This window comes from Neoalteromonas facilis (assembly GCF_002807665.1).
Classification (GTDB): Bacteria; Pseudomonadota; Gammaproteobacteria; order Enterobacterales; family Alteromonadaceae; genus Alteromonas_E; species Alteromonas_E facilis.
The window spans coordinates 220,523-234,825 of sequence record NZ_PEAY01000003.1 but is presented as its reverse complement, the minus strand read 5'-3'; the positions used below and the strand labels follow the sequence as shown (position 1 = coordinate 234,825).

Here is a 14,303-nt window from a genome sequence, read left to right as displayed (position 1 = left end):
TTAGACCAATTAACATCGCATTTACATAGGCTAATTAAGACTGTTAGCTTTGCCAAATTCAATATTAATAAGTCGACCTATAAGTCATGTTTATTCGAGCAATTGGTAGCCGCTCTTCGCACAACAATATTATCAAGCCTCAATGATGATCCGACCTGACTTAACCGCTGCACGTTTAAGCATAGGTTGAGGCGCTAATTGATATAGATCGCCATTTTGCCCGGCGAATGATTTTGTCACCCCTGCTGTTTTCGCCACCTTAGCATTTGCTTCAATATGCTCGGCTTCACCATGAACAGGTATCGCGATTTGAGGCCTAACCCACTGATACATTTCAAATAATTCATCTTTACAAGGATGCCCAGAGGCATGGATAACGTACTCACTCTTTTCAGACAAAATGACACGGATATTGCGTTTTTCGAACTGAACGAGCAACCGTTCAACCTCAACTTCATTGCCAGGAATAATCATTGCGCTAAAAATCACACAATCATCGGCGTCAAGCGCCAGATCCATGTGATTGTCCAGCGCTAATCGCGACAATGCTGCTCTTGGTTCACCTTGGCTTCCTGTCGCGATAGCCAGAACTTCATGTTTAGGCAAATAACCAATATGAGACGGATCAATTAGCTCAACATCTTCCGGCCAGTAACCGGTATAACGCGCAACGCTTACCATATTTTGCAAACTTCGCCCCAACAACGCGACATAGCGCCCTGTCGCTTTCGCTACCTTAGCTATGGCAATCAAACGCGCTATATTACTGGCAAAGCAAGTTACCACTACTCGCCCTTTCTGTTCGGAAACACACGAATATAAACCTTTATAGCACTCATATTCAGACACTGAACGACCAAATTTAAGCGCATTGGTTGAATCGCAAACCATGGCTAAAACAGGATCCTGCGCTAACTGTTTAAAAGCCGCTTTATCAAAAGCACTGCCGACCCCGGGTTTATCGTCAATTTTCCAGTCGGCTGTGTGGAAAACTTTACCGACGGGGGTTTCGATCAGCAATGCACTTGGCTCCGGTAGTGAATGGGTTATTGGCAACCAACGTAGGTGAAAATGCCCAACAGTCGCAGCTCCATCAAGCGGTAAAATAGTAATCGGCACTTGACCATCCAACCCTTTTTGCGCGAGCTTTCTGCGCAGAACCTCGGCGGTAAAAGGTGTGCAATAAACTGGCGCGCCCAAACGTTTCCACAAGTGAGCCAGTCCACCAATATGGTCTTCATGGGCATGTGTTATCACAATCCCAACTAAGGCTTCTTTTTGCTGACTGATAAAACTGGGATCGGCCGCCACAACTCTGAAGCGGTCACTGGCGTGAGGGAAAATAGGTTCGTCAAAGGTAATGCCGCAATCAACCATAAGCCACTGTCCATTGTGGCTATACAGGTTCATATTCATGCCAATTTCACCAGTGCCTCCTAGCGGCAAAAACCACAATTGCTGCTCATTTGCGACCAAAGAAATCACCAACTCCTGAATATTTAATGTTGTATGAAGAATACGCTAACAGAAACAATAGGCGATGCATATTCGACTATTGGTATATCTGACAAGGTAAAAAAAAGGGTGTCTATGACACCCTTTCGATTAGCTATTAGAAGAAATAGCGGAAGGTTGCACCAATCGTTCTAGGTTGATTAGTACGGTACGCCAATCGCGCTCGACCACCACGTTCACGGTCAAATGAAAGGTCTGCATTTTCATCCAGTACATTGTTGATGTATAGCAATGCTTCCCATTGATCGTATTCGAAGCCCATATTTAGATTCAGCGTCTGGTAGCTACCAAGCTCTAAGTCTAAGTTCGTTTGCTCAAGACCACTGGCTCCGCCAAACGGAAGATTCGACACAAACTGTCCCGCGCCCGCAACTTGGTCACTTGGCTGGGTAATGCGATCGCCTACGTATTGCAATGATGCAGACATGTAAGTGTTAACCGAATCAAACAGTGGCGTTGGGAACGTGTAAGTCGTTGCAAACGCAAATTGTAGTTCAGGTACTGACGCCAAGCGATTACCTTTCGCTACACCGCCAATCACATTACCATTGCTGTCTAAGACCGTTGAATCAAACTCTGCTTGAATAAGTGAACCCGCAAGACTAACAAATAAGTAATCTGTTGCCTGACGTGTAAATTCAAATTCAACACCTTGAGTAAACGCTTTTTCAACGTTGAATGAAATACGTGAAGAACAAGAGCCTGCGTCAAGCGTGACTTGTAAATCATCAATATTATTGCGGAATGCAGCTACGTTAGCCGTCCAACCTTTAGCGGCAGCTTTCATACCCAATTCATAGTTGATGAGGGTTTCATCATCATAATCTTGGAAACCACCGAATACGGCTCTGTCGCTATCGTTACATAACGTTTCGTTCAGTGGATCGTTTACACCACCAAGACGGAAGCCCTGCGAGATTTGCGCATTCAGGTTAACCGTATCGTTCATACTGTAGTTCGCAATGACACGAGACGTGAAGCCATCTGAAGTCGTTGAGTCTACTTGGTCATCACCGTTTGAGAATAAACCACCAGTGGTAAAGCGACGGCTTTCTTCGTAATCATAGAAGCGAGTCCCCGCTGTGATGGTTAAATCATCATTCACATCATAGTTAACTTCACCAAATACTGACGTTTGTTCCAAATCATACGGAAGGTCGGCATTGTATGGAGAGTTCAATGGAAAACCATTCGCCACTGCAGCCGATACACCTTCACCTAGAACTGAATCGGTGAAGGCATCATAACCAGGGGTTGGCAAACGCTGAGAGTACACACGTTGCGTATCTGAGAAGAATACACCCGCTAACCATTGGAAAGGACCTTCTGTCGTAGAGGCCGCTCGAAGTTCCAACGTATCTTGTTCAACTTGAGTACGATCCTGAAGGTTAGACGGTAATAATACCGCAGCATCAGGGTAGCCGAGGTCAACACTAACTGAACCGGTTAGAGCACTGGCGTCTCGGCTGACAAGAATGTCACGGTCTGTATAGCTATATACCGCTGTCACATCGAACTTATCAAGTTCCCATGCAGCCGTTACGTCAAATATAGTTAGATCGTCCTCAAATCCTTCATCCAACAGCAAATACTGTTCACGTTCACCTAACTGAATGGCTGGGCGAGTAGTGGTATAAGGGTTAGCAAACAGGTTAAACACTTCCTGACGGTTAAAACCACCCATATCAATTTGTTGGAAAATAACGCGTGGCGTAATCGTTAGGTTTTCTGTTGGTTGCCACTTAAGTGCAACACGTCCACCGGTACGATCACCATCGTTAACGTCCTTCTTACGCGTATTATTTTCACCTAATGCATCAATGAAACCTGCATAATCAGTGCGATACACAACCGCACGAAGTGCCAGAGTATCATCAGTTAACGGTACGTTAATCATGCCTTTAATATGATTGCCTGTACCGCCATCCGTGACTGTATTCAGGTTCGCTTCAAAAGACCCTTCAGTAAAACCAATTTCAGGTTCATTGGTAATATAACGCAAAGTACCGCCGATAGAGCCGCTACCAAATAGTGTGCCCTGAGGTCCGCGCAAAGCCTCTACGCGATTTAAATCGTATAAATCTAGGTCTGGGGTAAATAATGATAATGAGATAACACTCTCATCTAGGTATACACCCACTTGTTCTTTAACACCGGGTTGGTCACGTACTATCTGTCCCGCTGACACACCACGCATAGCCACTTGGCTTTGTCCAGGCCCTAAGTTTTGAATTGAGACACCGGCTACGCTACGCGTCAATTCTTCTAGGTTGGTTGCCCCTGCCCGCTCTATATCATCTTGTGTTTGAGCGTTTATGGAAAAAGGGACTTCTTGCAAAGAAGTAGAGCGTTTTGTTGCCGTTACCATAATGACTTCTATATTTTCATCATCTGGTGTTTCTTGTGCTAACGTTGGCGCAGCAAACAAGCCTGATACAGCCAGCGCTAACAACGATTTTTGCATAGTTGAGTTCGCGTTTTTCATTCGTGTGTTCCTTAATTTAACATCCAATGTTCTTTATATTTTATGGAAAGCAATTACTACGCGCAGGCGATCGTAGGCCTTGATCCCCTGCGCATTCCAATGTTTATCAATAATCCAGTCAAGTTACAAGTTATTGAACAATTGCTTACAAATAATCAACATTCAGTTAAATCATACTATACCGAGCGAACGTTAATGTTTAAGAAGTGTTTCAAGCTCTTCCGGTAACAGCACCATGCCATCTTCACCTGGCACAGGAAACACTGCGACGCATAGGTCATCCTGTTGCATACCCATTGTCCAACGAGCAAACCAATCTTTTAAACTGATCGGTGTAGCCGAACAATCACTCCATTCTTCGTTGCGCCATAGTTCTGCTGATTCTTGTGTTGGCCAAACTGGGATACAGTCATCATCATCAGTTGTCAGCATAACGGCACCATCATCATCGGACAGTATCCAAATCAGTTGATTCTCATTGACCAATTGGTCAAAAATTTGAACTCGCTTATCTGCTGGTGCCGCTAACATGTCGTTCAGGTCTGGAGAATGATTTCTATCGTTCATTTTGATGTGTCCTATTGCAAAGAGAGGTTAGCCTACCGTAAAAAATTATCTATCTGATACAAAAATATGCATAGACACTTATTTAATAGGCGTCATCTATCACCTCAGACCTTAATCTTATAGCATTTCTCGCGGTCCACGCTTATTATAAGAATATCAACTATTTAATCCTGAACATATGCAAAAGCGATTTGCGGTAATAGCTATCTTAATCGGGTTCATATCTTCGCCATGCTTCGGTGAAAGACATGTGCGTTTATTATATGCCGCTGATCTTCCTATAATTGCGTCTCCAGATCATGGGGATTACGCTGAACTTGCCACTCTTTTAAAGCAAGAACGCACATCAAACAATAACGTCGGATTCATCTTTGGTGGTGCAAGCCTGGCGCCTAGCCCCCTCGCATCGTTTGATTCAGGTTCGCACATTATCGATATTCTTAACCTGCTTTCCCCTGATGTCATGGGCGTCACGAAACGTGAGTTCAGTTATTTTGAAGATGAACTTATTTTACGTAGTTATGAAGCCTCATTCCCTCTTTTATTGTCTAACGCTATTGACCTATACACGCAGGAACCACTTGATGGGATATACGCCCAATTGCTTGTGTCTAAAGGAAATGTAAACCTCGGGTTTATATCCATTTTAGCGCCGCAGATCACTGAAGAATACCTGCTCCAACGCATCAGTATTCATTCTCCACAGTCTTCGGTTGAGAGACGGGCTACAGTATTGCGGGAAGAAGGTGCAGATGTCATTATTTTGCTGCATTCTGATGCATTTGACTTTATTCCTGACGCACTTAATAAAGGCATAATCGATCTTGCAATCCAAAGTGACCCAAACAATGTTGTACCGTCAGAACAACGCATTCAAGTTCACCCCAATCAAATAACCATTGATAAAGTGGGTTATGCCGCCGTTATTGATGTTCAAATAAAAGACAATGGCCAACCTAAGGCCCTGATATCGTCGGAACTCAAGGAACTCGCGTCTTACGAACCGGATCCATCCATTTTAGCCACGCTTGAACACTATCAAAAAAGGCTTGAATCACAATTGAGTGTATCTTTGGCAACGGTTAAAACACCCTTCAGTACGCGTCGTAATATCGTTCGTCTAGAAGAAAGTGGGTTTGGTAACTTTATCGCCGATGCGTTACGCAATGAAGTAAACAGTGACATTGCTATTATTAATGGTGGTGTTATCCGTGGAGAACGCGAATACTTGGCAAATTACGTGTTTACTCAACAAGATTTGCTGTTAGAGCTCCCCTTTAGGGCCCGATTGGTTGTTCTCAATGTCACGGGGGAAGATATTAAACAAGCATTAGAAAATGGCGTTAGCCAATACGCAGACGCAAAAGGCCGTTTTCCTCAAGTGTCTGGCATTCGCTTTTCGTTCTCGCCCAACCAGCCTATTGGCCAGCGAACGTCTAAAATAACAATCAATAATGAGCCAATTGACCTCAGTAAAACGTATGTAGTAGCAACGACTGACTATTTGCACAATGGCGGCGACGGTTACACCATGTTTAAGCAATATAAACGCGATTTCGAAAAGGCACCGACCAGTCCGCTAATAGCCGATATCGTTGCCCGCACTATTAAACGCAATAATAATTTAACCTTTGTCGTTAGCGAACGCATCATTAAGCTTGATAAATAAGGCAATTACGATTTTATGGCACAAAGTAGGCAGTCGATAAGAACCATTACCAATATCCTATTAGGGTTGTTCGTCACCCTATTCGTGGTAATGATAGGCTTTAGCTACCGACAATTGTCAGACACCGAGGCCTCATATCAACATATTGCCGAAAACGTAGTGCCGACATTGGCAGACAACGGCATATTGCACAGTCAGTTGACCGCGTTAGCTTTTTTAGTTTCGAAATTTGCTCAATCACAAAGTGCACCCGAAATGCGTGTAAATCAAAGGGAAGTGAATGAGAAAGTTGAAGAAATATACCGACTCTTAGACGCTGATAATAGTGTCCAAAACGATTTACAAACGGTCCAAAGTGAGTTTGAAATTCTTAAAGATGCTATGACGCAGACGTTGTCCTTGCAACGAGTTGCAAACAGCGTCGTTGATAACATTATGCGAACCATAGCCGTCGGCCCAACGAATACGTTAAGCCAACAGTACGATAAGCAACAGTTGTTTGCATTGCATATGTCAATCACAAGACTCTTTCATGCCGATAGGTTGATAGACTTAAGAAATCAACAAAGCAAAATTCTGGCAGAAATCGAGCGTATTCAAAAACAAGGCAACGTACCACAATCCATTAATGCTTATATTGAAGAACTGAAAGCCATCACCTTTGCTGACGAAGGTTACACCAGCATTAAGTCAAAGATATTACGTGAAAAAGCGCGTATTGAAGGACAAAGCAACTTTATTCGGCGCTTCGTCTTAGATATAGCCAAAGATGCTGAGTTTAGAGCGTATCAATTCGCAGAACAGCAATCGCAATTAACCAGTAACTTCGCACAAACGACATCACAAAAATTTTCGGTAACGCTAATGGTGTATACCGTCACATTCCTTATTGGCTTGGTGTTGATATTGTTTATTAAATTCCGCGTTGTGTCTCGTTTAGTTGCACTCAATGAACTCATCTTAAAACAAGCGAAACGTGCAGTTGTCATTGAACGAACAAGTGAGAAAGATGAAATCGGTACGCTTACGAATACCATAGCGCACCAATTTGATACGATTGAACATCAAAAAAATGAGCTCACCCAACTGAGCTTTATCGACAGTTTAACCAAGATTGCGAACCGCAGAGCATTCAATGAACACCTTGAACAAATTCTGCCTGTCGCGACACGTAATAAAATACCAGTATCCATTTTATTGATCGACGTGGATTATTTTAAGCAATACAACGATGAGTATGGTCATGTAAAAGGCGATGAAACACTCTTCGCTGTTGCACAAGCCCTAGAATCAATGGCCCGCAGAGGTACTGACTTTATCGCTCGATACGGTGGTGAAGAATTTGTTGGTGTACTGTTAGGGCCAACTATGGATGAAGCAAGAGAGTTTGCAGAGCAAATATGCACCCATATTCGTCAATTAAATATCCAGCACCGAGCCAGTGGTGGAGAAGCCCACTTGACGGTGAGTATCGGGGTTTGCACCGAAAACCAACCAGAATCGGCTGCAACTGAACGTATGATCCACAGTGCAGATACCGCGTTATACAAGGCTAAAACACAAGGTAGAGACCAAGTCGTCGTGTACAGCGAATAAAATTCGCTTGCATTATTCTTAAAATCGCCAATACTGTATATATAAACAGTAAAGGTGGTCGCTATGACATTTGGACTTTCGTGTATAGATCAAGCAGTCGACAAGTTTGGTATTGCTCAATCCCCAACAGAAAATGAGTTTCAAACTGTACAAGCCTGTTTTGGTGGAGAAGTGCCAGCCAGTATAGGAAAACCCGCTGGAAAAGATTTCCCTTTTTGTATCAAACGTTTTTTATTTCAAGCCCCCATTTATTCTCAATGGATGGTACATACCCTAACCTTGCCTAAATCTGGTAAGTTACTGGCTTGTTTCATTATGGATCTGAATGGTCAGATAGTAGAGCGTGTGTATTATCAAAACTCACGCAAATATTATAACGCCTGTGACAAATTGCTCAATCTCATCTCTACTTCGGCAAACGCCAAACAGGTCGCAGCGTGATGATGATTTAATCGGTTGGGTTCTATCAGAATACCGTTGTGATTTTGCTGTATTTTTAACATCAACTATACTCTTTGTAGTGCAGCTGAAATGAAGTAGTCGCTATGCATCGAGTAAAAACCAAGCATTACCAGATATGGCAGGAAGATCGCGTCGTCATTGTCATTATTTCTGGAGCATGGAACGAAGTAATTACCCAGCAATACTGTAAAGCGCTTAAGACCATCTCTTCTGATCTTACGACAGAGCCTTGGGCCATATTAACATATTTAGATGAATGGCTATTGTCTACACCTCAAAGTGAGGCGCATATATTAGAGCTGCAAGAATGGTGTAAACACAATAACGTTGCATGCAATGCTGTGGTTTACGCTGCCAACCCGCTAAAAGACTATCAAGTCTCTAGAATGCTTAAATTGAGCAATAAATCTGAAGTGTTTAAACACTTTACACAGCAACATGATGCACTTCAGTGGTTAGCAACGAATGGATTTGATATATCGGATAAAGACATTAGCCTACAAAATGCAGGCTAATGCTTCAATGAAGAGTATTATTTGACAAAGCCTTCGTTAGCTTTAATCGTCAATGGATGATAGCCCGGTTTAGCTTGTTCAAATGCTTTACGCGCAAACGCTTTACCTTCTTCGGTTTGAGATAAAGCACGGTAAAGTGGCTTAACCAATTTATTCCGACCTATCGTCGTTAAATATTCATACAACCGATCATAGGCGGGTTTATATTCGTTCTTCACCGCAATCATAAGCCAACTATGAGCGATTTCATTATTCTTACTGCTGGTTAATCCAAATGCAGTGTCTAAATCAGCAAGCTGCTCATTTGAAAGTACATCAGGGAGGTTGTTCAGGAAGAATAACCATTCATGTACTGTCCATTGCTCGGTATTAATATCACCCGCTGCCCTTGCGCCTTCTAGCCAGGCTTGTCTTGCATTATCAATCTTGCTAAATGCGTCTGATTCAGGCACCGGCGCATCGGCAGGAATACCGGGCGCAAATATCCATTCTTCAATACGTGCTTTGCTCAACTGCTGAGGGTAATCTGCTAACAATGTCTTATCTAAATAAGCAATAAACTCGTCAGTCGTAATACTCTTAAATGCAAAGGCTTCAAAATAAGCGAGCAAGAATTGATCAAAGTTTTCACGCCCTACTTTGTATTCTAACTCTCGTAAGAACAAAGCGCCTTTCTCATAAGGAATATTAGAGAAAACGTCGTCTGGATTTCTACCACGTAAATCAATGGCTAAGATTTGATCATTTTCTGGCAGGGAGTTGATATCAGCCTGTAAGTCTTGATAACCCAACACCGCTTCCATTTTATAACGGTCGGTACCGTAAATCATTTCCATGATCCGATAGGTTAAATAAGTGGTGAAGCCTTCGTTTAACCACAGATCTCGCCACGTTGCGTTAGTAACAGTGTTACCTGACCAGCTATGCGCCAATTCATGTGCAATCAACGCTACAAGGCTCTTATCACCCGCTATGACCGTTGGTGTGATAAATGATAAACGTGGGTTTTCCATGCCGCCAAATGGGAAAGATGGCGGAAGGATCAATAAGTCGTAACGGTCCCAACTGTATGGGCCATACTTTTCTTCCGTGGCAATCAGCATACTTTCAGTATCAGAGAATTCGGTCGCTGCGTCCGCTAACAAAGCAGGTTCAGCGTATACACCTGTGCGCTCACCCATCGGCTGGAATGCAAGGTCGCCAATAGCCAATGCGATCAAATATGACGGGATAGGTTGCGGCATGTTGAATTCATAGACGCCATCACGCGGCGTGTCAGGATCGTTTGCAGCACTCATAACGGCCAACAATGTATCCGGGGTACGAATGGTTGCATTGTAGGTAACACGTACTTGTGGAGAATCTTGTAGCGGAATAAAACTGCGCGCATGAACGGCCTGTGCTTGTGTAAACAAGAAAGGATGCTGTTTACCAGCCGTTTGTTGTGGGGTCAGCCATTGCACACCTGACGCTTCGGGTGAAGTTGCGTACGCGATAGTTAATTCAGTAACGCCTTGCGGAACCTGTATGTGTAAGGCAGCGCCTAACTCAAGGTCAGCTTCCATCAGTTCAAACGTAAGTGCTTCGCCATTTGCGTTTACACCTTGAATATCCAATTCACGTGTATCCACGATAAGCGTTTGAGCACTGGGGTCTTTTTTCTCGAGCACTAATTGTGCTGTACCCAGCAACTGCTTGGCATCAAAATCTGCAGTCAAATCCAAATTGATATGTTTAACAAGGATTTCATCCGGATTACCGAAAGAGTGATAATCTACACCAGCTTTAATAGCGGCGGACTTTTCAGAACTGGCCTTTTCTGGCGAGCTTGAGACGGTTGTGCTTGAAACTTCTGTCGTAGCAGGAGAACAAGCCAACAGTAGCGTACAGGCTACCGTTGCGAATAGAGCTTGTCGTAACATTTACGTTCCTCAACGTTGAGTGGATTTTATTTTTGTGCGCCTCATTCTACACCTTTCAGCCACATAAATCAGAGTCAGTCGACCACTTTTTATGCGGAATAAGCGCATATATGAGAATCGTTAGTTGGTTCTTATAGCGCTTACAAGCGATAGCGGGAATTCAAATTCCTGCGCCTGTGGTGGTCCAATTGTTTAAAAAAACGCGTATCGATAGTAAGGGCTATTCAGTCGCTTTCGAATTGCCCTATATAAGCATTACTATTACATCAGATAGGAATATAGTTGCACCGTCACTTCCTCTCCCGGCATGACATCGGCTGATTCTAGCGGAAGAACAGCAAAACAGTTGCTATCAGAGAATGTTGAAAGCACCGCTGAATTTTGTCGGCCAACCGGTCTTACTTTGAGCTGTCCACTGTCATCTTCAAAACATAATGCACGTTGAAAGTCTTGTCGCCCGGCACGTTTATAGAATCTGTCAGCAGCAATCGCGGTAAATGATGGTTGAGATTTGCGTTTTTCCCCAGCCAATCGCGCGAGTGCATATTGAGCAACTTGAATAAATGTCACCACGGCAGATACAGAATTTCCAGGTAGTCCGATAAACACCGTATTCGGCAGGCGACCAAATGCCAGAGGCTTTCCTGGCTTAATTGCAATCTTCCAAAAGTCAACTTGCCCTATGTCAGATAGCACTGCCTTTACATGGTCTGCATCGCCGACCGACACGCCCCCTGAACAAATCACCGCATCCGCCTGTTGATCAGCCCGCATAAAGGCACTTTTAATTGCATCAGGATCATCTTCCACAATCCCCATATCAATTACGTCGTAGCCTTGTCCTTGTAACAAGGCCATCAACGCATAGCGATTCGAGTCATATATATGCCCAGGCTTTAATGCTTGTCCAGGTGCTAATAACTCATCTCCAGTGGATAAAACCGCAACACGTAATGTGCTGTATACTGGTAGTTCACCCATACCGACAGAAGCCCCTAGCCCCACATCGACAGCGTTTAGCTTATGTCCGGCTTCAATCAAGGTTTGCCCTATCGCAATATCACTCCCCGCGTAACGCACAGATTCACCAAATTGAACAGGCTCAGTCAATTCAATACGATCATTGCTAACAATGACGTTTTCTTGCATCACAACAGTGTCGGCCCCCTTCGGCAACACGCCGCCAGTCATAATGCGCACGCATTCTTTCTCTCCGATAGTTCCGGTATATGGATGCCCTGCAAAACTCTCTCCTACAATCTGAAGGGTATCCGTTGTTAGTGTGTCTGCATGACGAAGTGCATATCCGTCCATCGAGGAATTATTAAAGGCTGGCACATCAATAGAAGAAATAATGTCTTCAGCCACAATCCGCCCTAAACAGTATTGAGTAGCTATTTGAGAAGGCTGACAAATGGGTTTAGTGTTTTTTTCGATATACCCAAGCGCTTCGGTCAAAGGCAACCAGGGTGGTCTAGTTTGTTGATTTTTCATCTATTTATTCGAGCAAAAGGCGTGTTCGCGGTTACTTCAACTATGTTACCCTATCACACTATAGTCAATCCAAATTCAGAGTGATTAGCGTAACATCGCGGTTATTCTCTGAACTTTTAATTTAGATGAGAAAAGTGTGGTGCCAAAGTCCAAGGCAAATGCAATCGATGTTCGCGACTTAACGTTTCGATACTCCGAAGACTCTCCGCTTGTACTTTCAATTCCCAAGTGGCAGGTCACTGATGGCGAACACCTTTTTGTCGTCGGCGCGTCAGGCTCAGGTAAAAGCACGCTGCTAAACCTGATCTGCGGCACGCTAACGCCTTCTTCAGGTGACATTCAACTTTTGCAACAACCCTTTTCTGCGCTCTCTTCTCGTCGTCGCGACCGTTTTAGAGCCCAACATGTGGGTGTGGTTTTTCAGCAGTTTAATTTGATCCCATACTTAACCGTAGAGCAAAACATCAAAGCCGCTGCATATTTTGGCGGTAATCTTTCTGCAGAAAATAATGAGACTATTAAGGCGTACTTCAGCCTATTAGGGTTATCTGAAACATTACTCAACAAACGTGCTAGTGAATTGAGTGTAGGCCAACAACAGCGTGTGGCGATCGCTCGAGCACTAATCAATGAGCCCGAAATCCTGATAGTCGATGAACCAACGTCTGCATTAGACAAACAGGCCCGAGATGGGTTTATGCAGTTGCTGTTTGAATGTGTCAAAACCAATAACAGCACCCTGCTTTTTGTCAGTCATGATGATGCACTCGCTGACTATTTCTCGTGCAGTATCAATATGAGTCAACTAAACCGTATTGAGGTAGTGCCGTCATGTTGATCAGTATTGCTATTTCTAGCTTAAAGGACAGACGAGGTGCGGTGATCATGACATTGCTGTCGATTATCGTCAGCGTTTCATTGCTGCTGAGTGTTGAACTTATTAGGCAACAAGCAAAAGACAGTTTTGGACGGACCGTGTCCGGGGTTGACCTAATTGTTGGCGCGCGTACGGGTCAAATTAACCTACTTTTATATTCTGTCTTTCGTATGGGCAATCCAAGCAACAACATTTCGTGGGAGAGCTATGAAGCGATTATGCAATCACCAAGTGTTGCATGGAGTATTCCAATGTCATTGGGTGACTCTCATCGCGGATACAGAGTTCTGGGTACAACCTCTACGTATTTCGACCATTTCAAATATGGTAATAAGCAACCTTTAGTATTTAGCAGCGGTTCACCTTTTGATTCTCCTTTTACACTCGTGTTGGGAGCCGATGTCGCCAAGCAACTGGGCTATTCGCTCAACGATCAAATCGTGTTATCCCATGGGGTTGGGCATACCAGCTTCCATCATCATGACCATTCGCCTTTTACCGTCAGTGGCATACTCGCCCCGACAGGCACACCAGTTGACCAAACCTTGCATGTTAGCCTACAAGGCATTGAGATCATGCATATGAGTGAATCTGATGCACATGCCATGCAACAGGAATGGCGTTTAAATCAGCGTGTAGAACTTCAACCCGACGCAATATCAGCGGCTATGTTAGGACTTAATTCTAAAATTCAGGCACTGCAACTGCAGCGCACTATTAATCAATATGAATCAGAGGCACTCATGGCAATCTTGCCCGGTGTGGCCTTAGCAGAACTTTGGAAATTAGTAGGTAACGTTGAAAACATATTGCTGCTTATTTCCATTTTTATACTGTTTTCGTCCATGATGGGCATGGCAACCATGTTGTTGACATCAATACGTGAAAGGCAGCGAGAGTTTGCAATCTTGCGCGCTATAGGCGCCGGCCCCATGACAATTTTTTGGTTGATACAGGCAGAGGCACTTTTGATCAGTTTGCTAGCCAGTATTATTGCAGTATCTCTCGTATGGCTCGGTATTCAGTTCAGCAATGAGTGGCTAAGCCATGAGTTTGGTTTGTTTATCGACAACACAGTATTAAGCAGTCATTCGCTTCTGATTGTGTTATTCGTTTGCGCAATGAGCCTAATTATTGCGTGTATTCCAGCGATAAATGCCTACCGCAACACCCTTCACAGAGGGCTCAGTAACTAGTTATA

General features: G+C 43.8%; 11 protein-coding genes. 6 read left to right on the top strand and 5 right to left on the bottom strand.

Translation table 11 applies throughout. From position 1 onward, the window contains the following. Window positions 1-132 precede the first annotated feature (132 nt). From CSH93_RS09420 to CSH93_RS09410, 3 genes are all read right to left on the bottom strand, one after another. Complete coding sequence (locus tag CSH93_RS09420) at window positions 133-1,416, bottom strand: ribonuclease J (protein ID WP_100643371.1); 1,284 nt, start codon at window positions 1,414-1,416, stop codon at window positions 133-135. 196 nt (window positions 1,417-1,612) lie between these two features. Continuing rightward, on the bottom strand, window positions 1,613-4,000 hold the full coding sequence (locus CSH93_RS09415; RefSeq protein WP_205663269.1) for a TonB-dependent receptor: 2,388 nt from the start codon (window positions 3,998-4,000) through the stop codon (window positions 1,613-1,615). A 192-nt stretch (window positions 4,001-4,192) separates the two neighbouring features. After that, the gene (locus CSH93_RS09410) at window positions 4,193-4,567 is read right to left on the bottom strand and encodes a DUF2750 domain-containing protein (protein ID WP_100642998.1); all 375 of its coding nucleotides are present in this window, start codon (window positions 4,565-4,567) and stop codon (window positions 4,193-4,195) included. Window positions 4,568-4,817: 250 nt separating this feature from the next. Between CSH93_RS09410 and CSH93_RS09405 the strand changes: the two genes are divergently transcribed. The 4 genes from CSH93_RS09405 to CSH93_RS09390 all read left to right on the top strand — a co-directional run bounded on the left by CSH93_RS09405 (window position 4,818) and on the right by CSH93_RS09390 (window position 8,809). Continuing rightward, window positions 4,818-6,236, top strand: coding sequence for a bifunctional metallophosphatase/5'-nucleotidase (locus CSH93_RS09405; protein WP_164078337.1), 1,419 nt, complete (start codon window positions 4,818-4,820; stop codon window positions 6,234-6,236). A gap of 15 nt (window positions 6,237-6,251) precedes the next feature. Beyond that, the gene (locus CSH93_RS09400) at window positions 6,252-7,832 is read left to right on the top strand and encodes a GGDEF domain-containing protein (protein WP_100642996.1); all 1,581 of its coding nucleotides are present in this window, start codon (window positions 6,252-6,254) and stop codon (window positions 7,830-7,832) included. A 63-nt stretch (window positions 7,833-7,895) separates the two neighbouring features. Beyond that, window positions 7,896-8,273: a hypothetical protein gene (locus CSH93_RS09395; protein ID WP_100642995.1), complete on the top strand. Its 378-nt coding sequence runs from the start codon at window positions 7,896-7,898 to the stop codon at window positions 8,271-8,273. Window positions 8,274-8,377: 104 nt separating this feature from the next. Continuing rightward, window positions 8,378-8,809 carry a hypothetical protein gene (locus CSH93_RS09390; RefSeq protein WP_100642994.1) on the top strand — a complete coding sequence of 144 codons (432 nt, stop codon included), beginning with the start codon at window positions 8,378-8,380 and terminating at the stop codon, window positions 8,807-8,809. A 17-nt stretch (window positions 8,810-8,826) separates the two neighbouring features. Here CSH93_RS09390 and CSH93_RS09385 read toward each other — a convergent pair whose 3' ends face one another. Both CSH93_RS09385 and moeA read right to left on the bottom strand, forming a co-directional pair. Further along, the gene (locus CSH93_RS09385) at window positions 8,827-10,731 is read right to left on the bottom strand and encodes a M1 family metallopeptidase (protein WP_100642993.1); all 1,905 of its coding nucleotides are present in this window, start codon (window positions 10,729-10,731) and stop codon (window positions 8,827-8,829) included. Window positions 10,732-10,992: 261 nt separating this feature from the next. Beyond that, window positions 10,993-12,225, bottom strand: coding sequence for a molybdopterin molybdotransferase MoeA (gene moeA / locus CSH93_RS09380; RefSeq protein WP_100642992.1), 1,233 nt, complete (start codon window positions 12,223-12,225; stop codon window positions 10,993-10,995). 139 nt (window positions 12,226-12,364) lie between these two features. Between moeA and CSH93_RS09375 the strand changes: the two genes are divergently transcribed. Further along, window positions 12,365-13,063 (top strand): ABC transporter ATP-binding protein, encoded by a 699-nt coding sequence (locus CSH93_RS09375; RefSeq protein WP_240615556.1) that lies wholly within the window; start codon window positions 12,365-12,367, stop codon window positions 13,061-13,063. Continuing rightward, window positions 13,057-14,298, top strand: coding sequence for an ABC transporter permease (locus CSH93_RS09370; protein WP_100642990.1), 1,242 nt, complete (start codon window positions 13,057-13,059; stop codon window positions 14,296-14,298). Before CSH93_RS09375 ends, CSH93_RS09370 begins: the two co-directional genes overlap by 7 nt. The last annotated feature ends 5 nt before the right edge of the window (window positions 14,299-14,303 follow it).

Coding starts and splice junctions, on each gene's coding strand:
- CSH93_RS09370 (WP_100642990.1), top strand. CDS start 13,057: ATGTTGATCAGTATTGCTATTTCTAGCTTAAAGGACAGACGAGGTGCG.
- moeA (WP_100642992.1), bottom strand. CDS start 12,225: ATGAAAAATCAACAAACTAGACCACCCTGGTTGCCTTTGACCGAAGCG.
- CSH93_RS09420 (WP_100643371.1), bottom strand. CDS start 1,416: ATGAATATGAACCTGTATAGCCACAATGGACAGTGGCTTATGGTTGAT.
- CSH93_RS09415 (WP_205663269.1), bottom strand. CDS start 4,000: ATGAAAAACGCGAACTCAACTATGCAAAAATCGTTGTTAGCGCTGGCT.
- CSH93_RS09385 (WP_100642993.1), bottom strand. CDS start 10,731: ATGTTACGACAAGCTCTATTCGCAACGGTAGCCTGTACGCTACTGTTG.
- CSH93_RS09410 (WP_100642998.1), bottom strand. CDS start 4,567: ATGAACGATAGAAATCATTCTCCAGACCTGAACGACATGTTAGCGGCA.
- CSH93_RS09400 (WP_100642996.1), top strand. CDS start 6,252: ATGGCACAAAGTAGGCAGTCGATAAGAACCATTACCAATATCCTATTA.
- CSH93_RS09390 (WP_100642994.1), top strand. CDS start 8,378: ATGCATCGAGTAAAAACCAAGCATTACCAGATATGGCAGGAAGATCGC.
- CSH93_RS09395 (WP_100642995.1), top strand. CDS start 7,896: ATGACATTTGGACTTTCGTGTATAGATCAAGCAGTCGACAAGTTTGGT.